This is a genomic window from Streptomyces sp. TRM64462, assembly GCF_013362995.1.
GTDB lineage: Bacteria > Actinomycetota > Actinomycetes > Streptomycetales > Streptomycetaceae > Streptomyces.
This window is the reverse complement of sequence record NZ_JABWDV010000389.1, coordinates 1-14,028: the sequence shown is the minus strand read 5'-3', so window position 1 is coordinate 14,028 and position 14,028 is coordinate 1. Positions and strand designations below refer to the sequence as shown.

The window sequence follows — 14,028 nt, the reverse complement described above, 5'->3', positions numbered from 1 at the left end:
GGCAGGGCCGCTCACCGGCGAAGCCCGGGTCACCGGAAGGCGTCGAGCCCGGTGAGCGCCTTGCCCAGCACCAGCTGGTGCATCTCGACCGTTCCCTCGTAGGTGAGCACCGATTCGAGGTTGGTCGCGTGCCGCATCACGGGGTATTCGAGGGAGATCCCGTTCGCGCCGAGGATCGTGCGCGCGGTGCGGCAGATCTCGATGGCCTCCCGTACGTTGTTCAGCTTGCCGAAGCTCACCTGCTCCGGGCGCAGCCGCCCCGCGTCCATCCGCCGCCCGAGGTGATGGGCCAGCAGGACACCCTTGTGCAGTTCGACGGCCATGTCGGCGAGCTTGGCCTGCGTGAGCTGGAAGCCGCCGATGGGCCGGCCGAACTGCTCCCGGGTGCGCGCGTAGTCGAGCGCCGCTTCGAAGGAGGAGCGCGCCGCGCCCATGGCGCCCCACACGATGCCGTACCGGGCGTGCGACAGACAGCTCAGCGGTCCCTTGAGCCCGGTCACGCCCGGCAGCACCGCGTCCGCGGGCAGCCGTACGTCGTCCATGACCAGCTCGCTGGTGACACTGGCCCGCAGCGACCACTTGTGCTTGATCTCCGGCGCCGAGAACCCCGGTGTGCCGGTCGGTACGGCGAACCCGCGCATGCCCTCGTCGGTCTGCGCCCAGACGACGGCGACTCCGGCGACCGAGCCGTTGGTGATCCACATCTTGCGGCCGTTGAGGACCCAGCCGGTGCCGTCCTTCTTGGCGTGGGTGCGCAGGCCGGCCGGGTCGGAGCCGTGGTCGGGCTCGGTGAGGCCGAAGCAGCCGATGGTCTCGCCCGCCGCCATGGACGGCAGCCAGCGCTGCTTCTGCTCCTCGGAGCCGTACTTCCAGATCGCGTACATGGCGAGGGAGCCCTGTACGGAGACGAGGGAGCGGATGCCGGAGTCGGCGGCCTCCAGCTCCATGCAGGCGAGCCCGTACTGGACCGCGCCGGCGCCCGCGCAGCCGTAGCCCTCCAGGGACATGCCGAGCGCGCCGATGGAGCCGAGTTCGCGGGCGAGTTCGCGGATGACGGGCAGCTCGCCCTTCTCGTACCACTCGGCGATGTGCGGCAGGACGCGGTCGGCGGCCCAGGTGCGGACGGTGTCGCGGACGGCGAGGTCCTCGGGCGTGAGCAGGTCGTCGATGCCGAGGGGGTCCTCGCGGTCGAACGGCGGGAGCTTCGAGGGTGCGGACATACGGGCCTCCGGCGGCTGGCCAACCTCAGGAAACGGGCAGGGTGAAACTACCGTTGGTAGTCACAGCGGCGCCGACGTTACGGCTCAGTGTGCCGCGCGTCCAGATCCCGCATGCTCCGCCGGTGCGCGCCGCACCGGCACGCGCGCCTCACACACCTCGCGCGGCGGCTGCGGGAGGTCGCGCGCCACGGGGGCGGGTGCGGTGTCGCGGGCGGTGAGGGGCGGGGACGCCTGGGCGGGGAGGCCGGGGCGCTGGTGCTCCTCCTGGTGCTTCAGCTCCTCCGGCGCGCAGTCCGCCGCACCGTCCGTCGCTTCCTCCGCCGCGCGGTCCGTCGCGCGGTCCGCCGCGCAGTCCGCCGCGTCCGCCGGGGACTCCATCACGCGCGGCAGCCGCAGGGCCATGGCGGCCCCGGTGAGCAGCAGCGCGGCGCTGACGAGCAGGGTGACGTGGAGGCCGTGCACGAAGGCGTGCCGCGCGGCCGTGTGGAGGGCGTCGCCCGCGGCGCCGCCGAGCCGGGCGGCCACCTGGTACGCCTCGGTCAGCGAGTTGGCGGCGGCGGCCGACGCGGGCGCGGGGACGCCGGGCACACCGGCGAGCCCGGGGGCGTAGGCGGCGTTCATGACGCTGCCGAGCAGGGCGATGCCCATGCCGGCGCCGAGCTGGTAGGAGGTCTCGCCGATCGCGGCGGCGCCGCCCGCGCTGTCCGCGGGCGCTTCGCTGAGCATCGACTCGTACGCGCCGAACAGCGTCGTCTGGAGACCGAAGCCGAGCAGGACGAAGCCGACGGTGAGCAGCAGCGGCCGGTCGTTCTGGCCCATGAGGAGGAGCAGCAGCACGGACCCCGCGGTGAGCACGAACCCGCCGCCGACCATGCGGCGCGGGCCGAGCCGGGCGAGGACGTACGAGCCGGCGGCGCCGGCGGCCATCGCGGCGAAGGTGAGCGGCAGCAGCCGCAGCCCGGTCTCCAGCGGCGTGAGGCCGAGGACGAGCTGGAGGTACTGGACGGCGATGAGTTCCAGGCCGACCAGCGCCAGCATCGCGAGGACGATGCAGCCGACGGAGGTGGTGAAGGCGGCCCGCGAGAACATCCGCATGTCGATCAGCGGGTGCGGGCGGCGCCTCTGCCGCCGTACGAAGAGGACGAGCAGGGTGGCGCCGACGAGCAGCGGGACGAGCGTCGGGAAGCTGAGGAAGGCGGCGCCCGCGCCGGTCCGCTTGACGCCGAGGACGACGCCGAGGACACCGGCGGCGGCCATCAGGGCGCCGACGACGTCCCACGGCCCGTCGCCGCTGCCGCGCGACTCCGGGAGCAGCCAGCGGGCCGCCGGGAGGATCAGCGCCATCAGCGGGATGTTGATGAGGAAGACGGAGCCCCACCAGAAGTGCTCGACGAGGAATCCGCCGAGTACGGGTCCGGTGGCGGCGCCGACCGCGGCGACCGCGGTCCAGATGCCGATGGCCGTGGCCCGTTCGCGCCGGTCGGGGAAGACCGCGCGGAGGATCGACAGCGTGGCCGGCATGATCATGGCGCCGCCGACGCCGAGCAGCGCGCGGGCCGCGATCAGGACGGCGGGCGTGTCGGCGAAGGCCGCGACCGCGGACGCCACACCGAAGAGGGCGTAGCCGCCCAGGAGTATCCGGCGGCGCCCGACGCGGTCGCCGAGCGTGCCGAAGAGGATCAGCAGCGAGGCGCACACGAGCGGGTAGGCGTCGACGATCCACAGCAGTCCGGTGGCGCTGGGCCGCAGGTCCTCGCTGACCGCGGGGACGGCGACGTGGAGGACGGTCGCGTCGAGCGCGACGAGCAGCAGACTCACGCACAGGACGACCAGGACGACCCAGCGGTTGGCACCGCCTCCGGGGACACGCGGACGCGCTCCGGACGTGGTCGTTCCCGTCATGTACGTACCTCCCGTGGAACTCTCGCGCTCGGCGGGCGCCACCGGGAGGGGACGTTCCGCGGGGCGGCCCGGCATCGGGGCGAGCGAGACGTCAGCCTACGTGACGTGGGGAGGGTGGTGCGTGGCCCAGCTCTCACCGCGACACGCCGAGAGGTGTGGCGTGCGCCACGCCGGGCGGCACCCGCGACACGCCGCGCGGCGCGCGGAGCCGGAGGGGCGACACGCGCGGGACGGCGCGGAGCCGCACCGGCGGGGGGCGTGAATTCACCGGCGCGCGCCGGTGCGCCGCATTTCCTCGGTCCGCATTCCCCCTTACGGAAGCAGCCCTTACGGCATTCGGGCGGCACACCGGCAGGTTTTTTTGATAAGCGCCGAATAAACAGGCGTCGAGACCCACTCCACATCACATCGTCATCACAAAGAGACCTGATCGGCCTGGCCTGGCGCTCACTCGCTGTAACGTCGATTGGGTGCGTACCGACATCTTTGCCCGGCTGGACCGGGAGCCGGAACCGCCGAAGATTGAGATCCCGCGGATGAGCCGCACCCGTCTCGCCCTCTTCGGCGGGACGTCCGTGTTCTATCTCGCCATCGTCGTGGCCGTACTGGCCTCGACGTGGCTGGTGCTCATCGACTGGAAGGTCATGCTGTTCCGGCCCTATCAGCAGTGGCCGGAACTTCACGCTCCGCTGGACTACTTCGTGGTGCTCGGCCAGCGCGGTCCGACCGCGGTGATGGTGGCGGCGTGGCTCGGCTGGCGCTCGTGGCGCCAGCACACGCTGCGGCCGCTGCTGGTGCTGGGTACGGCGCTGCTGCTGCTGAACGTGACGGTGGGCGCCGTCAAGATCGGCCTGGGCCGGCTCGGCCCGCACTACGCGACGCAGATCGGCTCCGCCGAGCTCTTCGCGGGCGGCGATATATTCCCTTCCGGACATACCGCCAATGCCGTGGTCACCTGGGGCATTCTCTCCTATCTCGCCACGACACCGCGGGCCCGCCGCCATCTGTCGGCGCTCTCCGCCGTGGTGGCCCTGGGCGTCGGTCTCACCACGGTCTACCTGGGCACGCACTGGCTGAGCGACGTCCTGCTCGGCTGGGCCGCCGGGCTGCTGATCCTGCTGGGGCTGCCCTGGTGCGAGCCGCTGATCGCCCGCGCCGAGGCACTGATCCTCGGCGTACGGGACCGTGTGCGCGACCGGCTCCGGGAGGGGCTGCGGCCGGTGCCCGCCGGGCCCGTGGCGACGCCCGCGGCCTCGGCCGCCGGGCTGCTGCCCGCCATACAGCCGCAGCGGCAGGCCGCCGACGCCCTGGACGAGCCGGTGCGGGAGCCCGCGGCCGGGCCCGTGGGCGCCACCTCCGCCGGTGCGGGGGCCGGGGCGCAGGCCGGTGCGGCCGGGGGCCACGTGCCGAGCATCCGTACGACGCTGTCGCAGCCCCGGGCGCACCACGCGGCGCTGCGCTCCGAGCGGACGCCGGTCACGCCGGCGGGCAGCCGCCGCCCGCCGCGCTCCCGCCCGCTGACGGGCGGCTGATCCGCCGGCAGGCGGTACGTACACGCAGGGCAAGGGCCCCGGCCACGACATGGCCGGGGCCCTTGCTCATCACGGGCGGGCTCGTCCCGGGCCGGCTCATCCCACCCAGCAGCGGATGACGGTGCTGTCGCGGACCTCGAAGTTGATCCGGCCGACCAGGAACTCCAGCGTGATGATGGAGCCGGGCGGCAGTGACCGTACGGTCGTCCAGCCGCGGGAGCGGGCCAGCCGCTCGGCGTCGCGTTCGTCGAGGCCGACGTACGCCTCGGGGTTGTCATCGGGCTGTGCGGGGGGTGACGCGGGTATCGGTCCCATGCCCCCACGGTAGGTGCCCTTACAGGGGATCGGCCATGTTCCCGTACGCGGTGTGTCACATCTGTGTCACAGGAACTCGACACGCGACAACGGTGCGTTTTTTCACCCGTCCGGGTCCCCGAAACACCGTTCCCGGCATTTTCCGGAGGGTCGTTCGGAGGCTATTCCAGGGGTGCCGGAATTTCTTCTCGCACGACGTCACGCGCAAGGCGCCGGGCACGGCTGATTCACGGGCTCTCCACAGAATTCCCGCATTTCCGGTCGGCGTGAACACACGGGATCCGCAGGGGCGGCCGCGAGCATCGTGGGGCGGAGAAGCGGCCGAAACGGAGGGGCGCAGATGGGGACCGATACCGTTCGGGCGGCCGTCGGGACGGTGCCGGAGCGGCCGCGCCGGCCGACCGCGGCGGCGGTCGACTGGTTGACGACCACCGACCACAAGAAGATCGGCCATCTCTATCTGATCACGTCGTTCGGGTTCTTTCTGATCGCCGGGTTGATGGCCCTGCTGATGCGCGCGGAACTGGCGCGGCCCGGACTTCAGCTGATCGGCAACGACCAGTTCAACCAGATGTTCACGATGCACGGCACGATCATGCTGCTGCTCTTCGCGACACCGACGTTCGCGGGGTTCGCCAACGAGATCATGCCGCTGCAGATCGGCGCCCCCGATGTGGCGTTCCCCCGGCTGAACATGCTCGCCTATTGGCTGTTCCTGTTCGGCGGGCTGATCGTGCTGGGGTCACTGCTGCTGCCGACGGGGGCCGCGAGCTTCGGCTGGTTCGCGTACGCGCCGCTGAACTCGATGGTCCACTCCCCCGGGGTCGGCGCCGACCTGTGGATCATGGGGCTGGCGCTGTCCGGGTTCGGCACGATCCTGGGTGCCGTGAACTTCCTGACCACCATCATCGGGATGCGGGCGCCGGGCATGACGATGTTCCGGCTGCCGGTCTTCACCTGGAACGTGCTGTTCACCTCGATCCTGGTGCTGATGGCGTTCCCGGTGCTGGCGGCGGCGCTGCTGGTGCTGGAGTCGGACCGGCGGTTCGGCTCGGTGGTGTTCGCTCCCGAGGCGGGCGGGGCGCTGCTGTGGCAGCACCTGTTCTGGTTCTTCGGGCACCCGGAGGTGTACATCATCGCCCTGCCGTTCTTCGGCATCATCACGGAGATCATCCCGGTGTTCTCGCGGAAGCCGATCTTCGGCTATCTGACGCTGGTCGCCGCGACCATGACCATCACGGCCCTGTCGGTGGTGGTGTGGGCGCACCACATGTTCGCGACCGGCGCGGTCCTGCTGCCGTTCTTCTCCTTCCTCTCGTTCCTCATCGCCGTGCCGACCGGTGTGAAGTTCTTCAACTGGACGGGCACCATGCTGAAGGGCTCGCTCAGCTTCGAGACGCCGATGCTGTGGGCGGTGGGCTTCCTGGTGTCGTTTCTCTTCGGCGGGCTCACCGGCGTGCTGCTGGCGTCGCCGCCGCTGGACTTCCACGTCACGGACACGTACTTCGTGGTGGGCCACTTCCACTACGTGGTCTTCGGCACGGTCGTCTTCGCGACGTTCGCGGGGCTGTACTTCTGGTGGCCGAAGTTCACCGGAAAGATGCTGGACGAACGGCTCGGCGCGATCCACTTCTGGACGCTGTTCGCCGGCTTCCACCTCACCTTCCTGGTGCACCACTGGCTGGGCGCCGAAGGCATGCCGCGCCGGTACGCGGACTACCTGGCGGCGGACGGCTTCACGGCGCTCAACACGGCGTCCACGATCGGCTCGTTCCTGCTGGGCGCGTCCACGCTGCCGTTCCTGTACAACGTCTGGCGGACCACCAGGTACGGGCAGCGGATCGACGTGGACGACCCGTGGGGGTTCGGGCGCTCCCTGGAGTGGGCGACGTCGTGCCCGCCGCCCCGGCACAACTTCCTGGAGATGCCGCTCATCCGGTCGGAGTCGCCGGCGTTCGATCTGCACCACCCGGACTTCGCGGCGTACCAGCGGCCGGAGCGGACGGACCGGAGCGAGCGGACCGCTCAAGAGCCCGGGACAGCCGGTCGCGGACCGTCCTGATGTGGTCGTCGAGCACCGCGGGCTCGACCACCTCGAACTCCAGGCCCATCAGCACGACATGGATGACGAGGACGTCCAGGCTGCTCGCGCCCGTGTGCAGCAGGCACGTGGTGTCGCTCTCGGCCTCCAGCACCCCGTCCGACGGGCCGATCAGCTCCGCCGCCTCGGCGGCCGTCGTGTGCAGCCGGATCACGGCCCGCGCGGTGTACGCCGCCGTGGACACGCCCCGGGCGACGTACGCGGCCAGGTCCTCGGCCGGCGGGGTCTCCCCCAAGGTCTCGACTGCGCTCGACCAGGGGGTACCCCCAGCGCAGCGCGGCCCGTGCGGCGGGGTCGGCGTGATCCGGTCGGCGCGGAAGGTGCGCCAGCCGTCCCGGTCCACGTCCCAGGCGACCAGGTACCAGCGGCGCTCGGTGCACACCAGACGGTGCGGCTCGACGGTGCGGCGGCTCTCGGAGCCGTTGTGGTCCTGGTACCGGAAACGCAGCCGTTCGCTGTCGTGGCAGGCGTTGGCCAGCTCGGTCAGGACGGCCGGGTCGACCTGCTGGTCGGCGTGCGGGGCGGCGCGCAGCATCGGCACGGTGAACGTGGTGAGGGCGCTGACGCGGCGCCGCAGCCGGTCGGGCAGGACCTGCTCCAGCTTCGCGAGGGCCTGTACGGAGGTCTCGCCGATGCCCTCGACGCCGCGCCCCGCCGCGGTGCGCAGGCCCACGGCGACCGCGACGGCCTCCTCGTCGTCCAGGAGCAGCGGCGGCAGCCGGGCGCCGGCGCCGAGCTGGCAGCCGCCGCCGGTGCCGGGCGTGGCGTGCACCGGGTAGCCGAACTCCCGGAGCCGCTCGACGTCCCGGCGTACCGTGCGGGGCGTGACACCGAGCCGTTCGGCCAGCGCGGGGCCGGACGAGTCACGGTGTGCCTGGAGGAGTGACAGCAGGCGCAGGAGTCGTGCCGAGGTCTCCAACATGCGCCCGAGTCTGCCGGCCGTCGCGGACGGGTACGGTCCGCGACGGCCNGGCCGCCGGGGCGGGCTCAGGACATCGCCAGGGCTTACGGCGTGACGCGGACGCAGAGGTCGTTGTCGGTGGTGTAGCAAGGGGCGGCGCGGTAGCCGTCGCCCTGGTGCTCCGGGTACACGAACACGTTCTTGCGGTCCCACACGTCGTCGAGGATCCGGGACACGCGGATGGCGTCCGCGCCCTCGGCGGGGCGCAGCCACAGCTCCCACAGCTGCTGCTTGTCCAGCGGCGGCTTCGCGACCAGGTCGTACGGGAGCGTGAACGTGAAGGTGTCCTTCTCGCCGTCGGCCGGCACACGGTGGACCGTGCCGCCGAGGCGCGCCTCGGCCGTGGCGCCGGCGCCGAGCTCCGTCCCGTACAGCGTGCCCTCGACCGTGCAGCAGGCCTCCCCGAAGGTGAGGTCGCCGGCCTCGGCGTGCGGGCCGCGGACCCAGCTGCGCACGGCGAGCCGGCCGTCGGCCGTCGGGTACGGGACGCGCGCCGTGACCGGTCCGGTGGCCTCCGGGACCCGGTCCACGACGGCCCGGACGTCCCGGACGCCCGGCTCGACGGGGAGGTCCCCGACGTACGCGTCCCAGCGGCCCTCGGCGAGCTCGACCGTGCTGGGCAGGGCGGCCCGCGAGTGGCCACCGCCGGCGGGGGTGAGCGGCAGCCGCACCTCGTCGACCGGGTCCGCGCCGCGCCGGCGCAGCACGAGCACCAGTTCGCCCGGGAGGTCGACGGCGATGTCGAAGGTGATGCCGCCCGCCGAGTCCGCGACGCAGTCGGCGCGCGGGGCGCCCTGGGGGGCGGCCGTGGATCCGGTCATGCGCGCTTCCCCTTCCGGAGGACGTCGGCGGCCTGGTAGCGGGCGGTGTAGGCGGCGTCGAGCACGGCGCCGCGGGCGCGGTGCAGGAGGTCGTGGGTACGGCCCCGGGCACGGGCCGAGCCGGGGCCGCGCGCGACGAGCTCGGTGAAGATCGCCTCGTGGCGCTCGGCGATCCGGGCCGGGTCGAACCGCTCGGACGCCGCGAGCGCGGCCTGCCCGGTACGGCGCCGCAGGTCGTCGTCCTGGATGAGGGTGAGCAGCGCGTCCGCGACGGCGTCGACGTCGCCGACGGGCACGAGCCGTCCGTCGACGCCGTCGTCGATGATCTCGCGGGGGCCGTGCGGGCAGTCCGTGGACACCACCGGGAGACCGCAGCGCATCGCCTCGACGATGGTCATGCCGAAGGACTCCAGGCGGGAGGTGACGGCGGCGACGGAGCCCTTGACCCACTCGGGTTCGAGGGGGTTGGCGGGGCCCATCAGGTAGACGTGGTTGTGCAGTCCGTGCTGCTCGATCAGGGCGCGCAGGGCGTTCTTCTCGTTGCCGGTGGCGTCGCCGGAGCCGTAGATCCGCAGCCGCCAGTCGGGGCGGGCGGCGACGACCTTCGCGAAGGCCTCGACCAGCAGGTCGTACCGCTTGACCTTGGTGAGCCGGCCGGCCGCGACGACCCATTTGGCGGTGGAGTCGGCGGGCTCGACAGTGGGCTTCGGCACGCTGTTGTGGACGGCGTCGATGCGTACGCCCGGCAGCTTCAGCTTGGTGCGGTACGAGCGGGCGTCGGCCTCCGTGACGGTGGTGACGGCGTCGAGGAGGGGGTAGCGGAAGCCGATCTCGCGGCGCAGCCGGTAGCCGTGGCTGTCGAGCGTGAGGTGCTCCTGGCCGACGCGGACGAGGCCGCGCGGGGCCTGGCGGGCGATGTGCACGTTGAGGCCGGGGCGGGTGCCGACGACGACGTCCGCGTCGAGGGACCTCAGGTGGGCGGCGATACGGGCGTCGGTGAGGCGGCTGTACTGCTTCCAGCGGCCGTCGCCGCGCGGGAACACCTTCGCCGGGCGCTTGTAGTCGGGGTCGGTGCCGTCGTACGTGGGGCTGCCGCGGCGCAGGTCGACGAGGTGCTTCATGGTGATGCCCGCGGGGGCGCCGAGGGTGGGTTCCTCGCGGTGGCGGAAGACGGACACGATCTCGACGTCGTGGCGGGCGGCGAGCGCCTGGGCGAGGTTGAACGTCGTACGGATCGTGCCGCCGATCCCGTACGCGTTGTGGAGCAGGAAAGAAATGCGCATCGCGTCGCCGCGTCCCCCTGGTCGAAAGGTCGTCAAGGGTGGACTGTACTTGGCTCTCACGGCCGGTAGCCGAGCTGGGGCACGGTGGCGCAGTTCGTGTTCATGTCGCCCTGGGTGACCCAGCCGCGCCCGTCCTGCCAGCGGGCCACGGACAGGCAGGTGCGGCTGGTCTCCGGCGGCTCGGGGAGGTGCCGGAACCGTACGGGGAGGAGGAGGCCGTCGGCGGTGTACGGCTCGTCGCGGTTGAGGAACCGCTCGACGCACGCGCGCGTGAGGCCGTTGCCGTCGCCGGCCAGGCAGGAGCGGGCGGCGTCGGTGAACCACATGGCGGCGGCCCAGCCTTCGAGCTGCCACTGGGAGCGGAGGGTGACGCCCTCGCGGTGGGTGTCCATGGCGGCGCGGAACGCGCGGACGGCCGGGTGCGACGTCTCGTCGTAGTTGCGGCTGGAGCCGGTCACCCAGAGGGCGTTGCGGCAGCGGGGTGCGGCGCGGTAGTCGCGGGGGACGGCCGAGTTCCAGTTCTGGACGTTGGTGACCTTGGCGGTGACGGTGGCGCCGACCGCGTCCATCGCCTCGCACAGGCGGGCGTTGCCGTGGCTGTCGAGGGCGTCGAAGACCAGGTCGGCGCCCTGCGCACGGAGGTCGGCCGCGACGGCGCGGAAGTTCGGCAGGACGAAGTCGACCTGTTCGCCGACGACCCGGTAGCCCTCGGCCCGCAGCCCCTCGGTGACGAGCCGGGCGAACGCGGCGGAGGCCGGCTGGTTGTAGGAGACGACGGCCGCGGTGCGAGCGCCGTGCCGCTGCTTGAAGTAGCGGTAGACCTCGGTGCCGCCGTACAGGACGCCGTTCCAGCCGGGCTTGCCGCCGGTGCGGGGCGCGTCGCTGCCGTAGATGCTGTAGAGGTGCGGATACGTCTCGTACGCGGGCGTGATGGGCTGGCCGCCGATGTCGGGGACGCCGGCGGCGGAGACCCGGGAGGCGCCGGCGTAGTCGAGTGAGGTCGTGGCGACGAGCGCGAACACGTCGCGTTCGCCGACGAGTTCGTTGACGCAGTTCTGGTTGCCGACGCCGCTGCCGCCGTCGTCGCAGGTGAGGACCTCGACACGGCGGCCGTCGAGACCGCCGTCGGCGTTGAGCGCGGCGAAGTAGGCGAGGGCACCGTCGCGCGGGCCCGTGAAGACCTCGCCGCCGACGGGGCTGGTGGCGCTGGTGATGATGCCGACCCAGACCGGCGGTCCGGCATCGCCGGTGCCGGTTCCCGCGGTGGGGCGCCGGGGTTCGAAGTCGCTCTCCGGGAGACGGCTGCCGCAGGCGGCGCTCAGGGCGAGCAGGCCCGCGAGCGCCGCCCGGAGGAGGAGGTCAGCAGCCCGGGACGGCCGCGGCATTCCCGCTGAGCTTCACCAGGGCGCACAGGGTGGTCTGGGACACCTTCCAGGTGTCGTCCTCCAGGACGGCCGTGCCCTTCGCCGCGGGCAGCGGCGTGGCGGTGCCGACCATCAGGTCGTAGGTGACCTCCGCCCGGGTGGGTGAGGCGAAGGTGACGTCGGTGACCTTGGCGGAGGTCCGGGAGGCGTTCGGGTCGTCGGCGAAGTTCGTGAAGACCTGGCGCAGCTGCTCCCCGTTCTCCAGGACATCGATGCGGTCGTCCGTGGACGCCTGCGCGTTGAAGAAGGTGGCCCAGTTCTCCTCGATCTCCTGCCGGGCCGCCGCGGGGTCGGCGGGCTGTTCGGCCGGCGGGGTGCCTGTGGGCTGGACGGTGGTCGGTGCGATGGCGGTCGGCGTGGGGACGGGGGGCGTTTCGACCGCGCCGTCGCCGTTGTCGTCGCCGCAGGCCGTGGCCAGCGGGAGGAGGACGAGGATCGCGGCGGCCGCGAGCGCTGCGGTGCGCCGCTTGCGGCCGGGGTTCTTGTGGACCATCTGGCTCACCATCGGGCTCTGTTCCTTCGCGAGCAGGGGGCATTCACGGGCATAGTGCAAACAATCATGACGTATCGCCAGCGGAGGATCCGGGATGCCGCGACTGCTGTGGTGGGGCGGGATCGCCGCTCTGGCGGGGGGTGCGGTGCTGTGCGTCGTCGGCTGGTACGGCGTGTCGGGCGAGCGGTTCGCGGAACGGCAGCTCGCCTATCTGGCGTCGTCGACGGTGCCGGGGGCGGCGCTGCTGGTGGCGGGCGCGGTGTGGGTGGCCGCGTCGGGGGGTGCGGCGCCGCGGGGCGGGCCGGGGAACGGCGACACGGGTGAGCCGGGCCGGGAGGTGGGCGCGGAGCAGGGCGCGGAGGAGGGCACCTTCCGCCCGTCGTCCCAGGACCCACCGGTGCGGGTGCCGGACGGGACGCTCGCGCACCGCCCGGACTGCCCCCTGGTGGCGGGCAAACCGGACGTGGCGCCGGTGGGCGACGCGAAGCTCGAACCGTGCCCGGTGTGCGCACCGGACCTTGAGGGCGGGGCCGGAGGCGGAACCGGGGGCGGGAGTGGTGGCGGGCCGTGAGCTCGTTGACGTACGAACTCGTCCTCGCCGGTCTGGCGATCGGCAGCGCGGCGGCGCTCACCGGGATCGGCCTGATCGTCACGTACCGGGCGACGGGTGTGCTGAACCTGGCGCACGGCGCGGTCGCGATGGTCTGCGCGTACGTCCTGCGCCATCTGGTGGTCGAGTGGGGCTGGCCGCTCGCCGCGGCGGCGTGCGTGACGCTGCTGGTGGTGGCGCCGGGCATCGGGCTGGTGCTCGACCGGGTGGTGTTCCGGCCTGCGGCGGTGCTCGGCGCGGACCCGGCGCAGAACCTGGTGGCGTCGATCGGCGTGTTCGTGCTGCTGGTGGGCGGCGCCACGCTGGTGTGGGGCGGCGGGGCGCGGGCGGACGTGCCGGTGCTGCTGGGCAGGGACCCGTGGGCGCAGCTCGCGGTGGCGGTGTCCGTGGCGTGCGCGGTGGGCGCCGTGACGCGGTGGACGCGGCTGGGGCGGGAGCTGCGGGCGGTGGTGGACAACCGGGAGCTCGCGGCGCTGGGCGGGATCGCGGCGGACCGGGTGGCGGCGGTCGGGTGGGCGTTCGGGTCGTTCACGGCGGGCCTGACCGGGGTGCTGCTGGCACCGTACGTACGGCTCGATCCGTTCGGGCTGCCGCTGCTGGTCGTCGAGGTGATCGCGGTGGCGGTGGCGGCACGGATGCGGAGCCTGCCGGTGGCGGTGCTGACGGCGCTGGCGATCGGCGTGGGCCAGGCCCAGCTGACGCGCTTTCACCCGCCGGGGTGGGCGGGGCCGCTGGTGCAGGCGGTGGGCGCGAACCTGTTCGTGGTGGCGCTGCTCGTGGCGGCGCTGGCGCTGCCGGCCGTGGCGGCGGGCGCGCGGGACGTGCTGGCGCGGGGCGCGACGGCGGGGGCGCGGGTGCCGCCGGGGCTGTGGCTGGCGGTGGCGGTGCTGCTGGCGCTGCCGCTGGGCTTCGCGGGCTCGGACCTGAGGACGTCGGTGCAGGTGCCCGCGCTGGCGGTGATCCTGCTGTCGCTGGTGGTGGTGACGGGGCGGGGCGGTCAGATCTCGCTGGGGCAGGCGGCGTACGCGGGGCTCGGCGCGCTGTTCACCGCCCTGCTGGCTGCCGGGCGCATGCCGGGGCTGCCGCGCCTTCCGGAGCTGGCGGCACTGCCGGTGGCGGTGCTGCTGGTGGCGCCGCTGGGCCTGCTGACGGGATGGCCGGCGATCCGGCGGCGGGGGCTCGCGCTGGCGCTGGTGACGCTGGCGGTGGGCGTGGCGGTGAGCCGGTTCGTCCTGGCGCAGCCGTACGCGACGGCGGGTCTTGCGGCCGCCCGCCCGGACGGGTTCACGGCGGACCGCCGCTACTACGTCCTGGAGCTGCTGATCCTGGCGGGCGCGCTGGCGGCGGTGGCGGCGCTGCGCCGGGG

10 protein-coding genes and 2 pseudogenes are annotated in these 14,028 nt (G+C 73.1%); 4 read left to right on the top strand and 8 right to left on the bottom strand.

Going from position 1 to position 14,028, the window contains the following annotated elements; genetic code table 11:
• Positions 1-29 precede the first annotated feature (29 nt).
• Together HTZ82_RS22215 and HTZ82_RS22210 are read right to left on the bottom strand one after the other, a co-directional pair.
• On the bottom strand, positions 30-1,220 hold the full coding sequence (locus HTZ82_RS22215; RefSeq protein WP_175411212.1) for an acyl-CoA dehydrogenase family protein: 1,191 nt from the start codon (positions 1,218-1,220) through the stop codon (positions 30-32).
• 84 nt (positions 1,221-1,304) lie between these two features.
• Positions 1,305-3,122: an MFS transporter gene (locus HTZ82_RS22210; protein ID WP_175411211.1), complete on the bottom strand. Its 1,818-nt coding sequence runs from the start codon at positions 3,120-3,122 to the stop codon at positions 1,305-1,307.
• Positions 3,123-3,592: 470 nt separating this feature from the next.
• Between HTZ82_RS22210 and HTZ82_RS22205 the strand changes: the two genes are divergently transcribed.
• Positions 3,593-4,654, top strand: coding sequence for a phosphatase PAP2 family protein (locus HTZ82_RS22205; RefSeq protein WP_175411210.1), 1,062 nt, complete (start codon positions 3,593-3,595; stop codon positions 4,652-4,654).
• Between the two features lie 96 nt (positions 4,655-4,750).
• Here HTZ82_RS22205 and HTZ82_RS22200 read toward each other — a convergent pair whose 3' ends face one another.
• The gene (locus HTZ82_RS22200; RefSeq protein ID WP_175411209.1) at positions 4,751-4,969 is read right to left on the bottom strand and encodes a proteinase inhibitor I78; all 219 of its coding nucleotides are present in this window, start codon (positions 4,967-4,969) and stop codon (positions 4,751-4,753) included.
• Positions 4,970-5,309: 340 nt separating this feature from the next.
• Between HTZ82_RS22200 and ctaD the strand changes: the two are divergent.
• Positions 5,310-6,890: pseudogene (gene ctaD / locus HTZ82_RS22195) on the top strand (cytochrome c oxidase subunit I); the annotation flags it as partial.
• 10 nt (positions 6,891-6,900) lie between these two features.
• Here the strand turns inward: ctaD and HTZ82_RS22190 are convergent.
• The 5 genes from HTZ82_RS22190 to HTZ82_RS22170 all read right to left on the bottom strand — a co-directional run bounded on the left by HTZ82_RS22190 (position 6,901) and on the right by HTZ82_RS22170 (position 12,064).
• Positions 6,901-7,992: a YafY family protein gene (locus tag HTZ82_RS22190; protein WP_254712033.1), complete on the bottom strand. Its 1,092-nt coding sequence runs from the start codon at positions 7,990-7,992 to the stop codon at positions 6,901-6,903.
• Between the two features lie 83 nt (positions 7,993-8,075).
• Entirely contained in the window at positions 8,076-8,852 is a 777-nt protein-coding gene (locus tag HTZ82_RS22185) for a hypothetical protein (RefSeq protein WP_175411207.1), read from the bottom strand.
• A complete protein-coding gene (locus HTZ82_RS22180; protein ID WP_175411231.1) occupies positions 8,849-10,135 on the bottom strand; it encodes a glycosyltransferase family 4 protein in 1,287 nt (428 codons plus the stop codon). The genes HTZ82_RS22185 and HTZ82_RS22180 overlap by 4 nt, the downstream gene beginning before the upstream one ends.
• A gap of 56 nt (positions 10,136-10,191) precedes the next feature.
• The gene (locus tag HTZ82_RS22175) at positions 10,192-11,520 is read right to left on the bottom strand and encodes an ABC transporter substrate-binding protein (protein ID WP_175411206.1); all 1,329 of its coding nucleotides are present in this window, start codon (positions 11,518-11,520) and stop codon (positions 10,192-10,194) included.
• The gene (locus HTZ82_RS22170) at positions 11,495-12,064 is read right to left on the bottom strand and encodes a hypothetical protein (RefSeq protein ID WP_175411205.1); all 570 of its coding nucleotides are present in this window, start codon (positions 12,062-12,064) and stop codon (positions 11,495-11,497) included. The genes HTZ82_RS22175 and HTZ82_RS22170 overlap by 26 nt, the downstream gene beginning before the upstream one ends.
• Positions 12,065-12,146: 82 nt before the next feature.
• Between HTZ82_RS22170 and HTZ82_RS22165 the strand changes: the two genes are divergently transcribed.
• A complete protein-coding gene (locus tag HTZ82_RS22165; protein ID WP_175411204.1) occupies positions 12,147-12,623 on the top strand; it encodes a hypothetical protein in 477 nt (158 codons plus the stop codon).
• Positions 12,620-14,028: pseudogene (locus tag HTZ82_RS22160) on the top strand (ABC transporter permease); the annotation flags it as partial. The gene HTZ82_RS22165 and the pseudogene HTZ82_RS22160, both read left to right, overlap by 4 nt.

Coding starts and splice junctions, on each gene's coding strand:
- HTZ82_RS22215 (WP_175411212.1), bottom strand. CDS start 1,220: ATGTCCGCACCCTCGAAGCTCCCGCCGTTCGACCGCGAGGACCCCCTC.
- HTZ82_RS22200 (WP_175411209.1), bottom strand. CDS start 4,969: ATGGGACCGATACCCGCGTCACCCCCCGCACAGCCCGATGACAACCCC.
- HTZ82_RS22175 (WP_175411206.1), bottom strand. CDS start 11,520: ATGCCGCGGCCGTCCCGGGCTGCTGACCTCCTCCTCCGGGCGGCGCTC.
- HTZ82_RS22170 (WP_175411205.1), bottom strand. CDS start 12,064: ATGGTGAGCCAGATGGTCCACAAGAACCCCGGCCGCAAGCGGCGCACC.
- HTZ82_RS22165 (WP_175411204.1), top strand. CDS start 12,147: ATGCCGCGACTGCTGTGGTGGGGCGGGATCGCCGCTCTGGCGGGGGGT.
- HTZ82_RS22180 (WP_175411231.1), bottom strand. CDS start 10,135: ATGCGCATTTCTTTCCTGCTCCACAACGCGTACGGGATCGGCGGCACG.
- HTZ82_RS22190 (WP_254712033.1), bottom strand. CDS start 7,992: ATGTTGGAGACCTCGGCACGACTCCTGCGCCTGCTGTCACTCCTCCAG.
- HTZ82_RS22210 (WP_175411211.1), bottom strand. CDS start 3,122: ATGACGGGAACGACCACGTCCGGAGCGCGTCCGCGTGTCCCCGGAGGC.
- HTZ82_RS22185 (WP_175411207.1), bottom strand. CDS start 8,852: ATGACCGGATCCACGGCCGCCCCCCAGGGCGCCCCGCGCGCCGACTGC.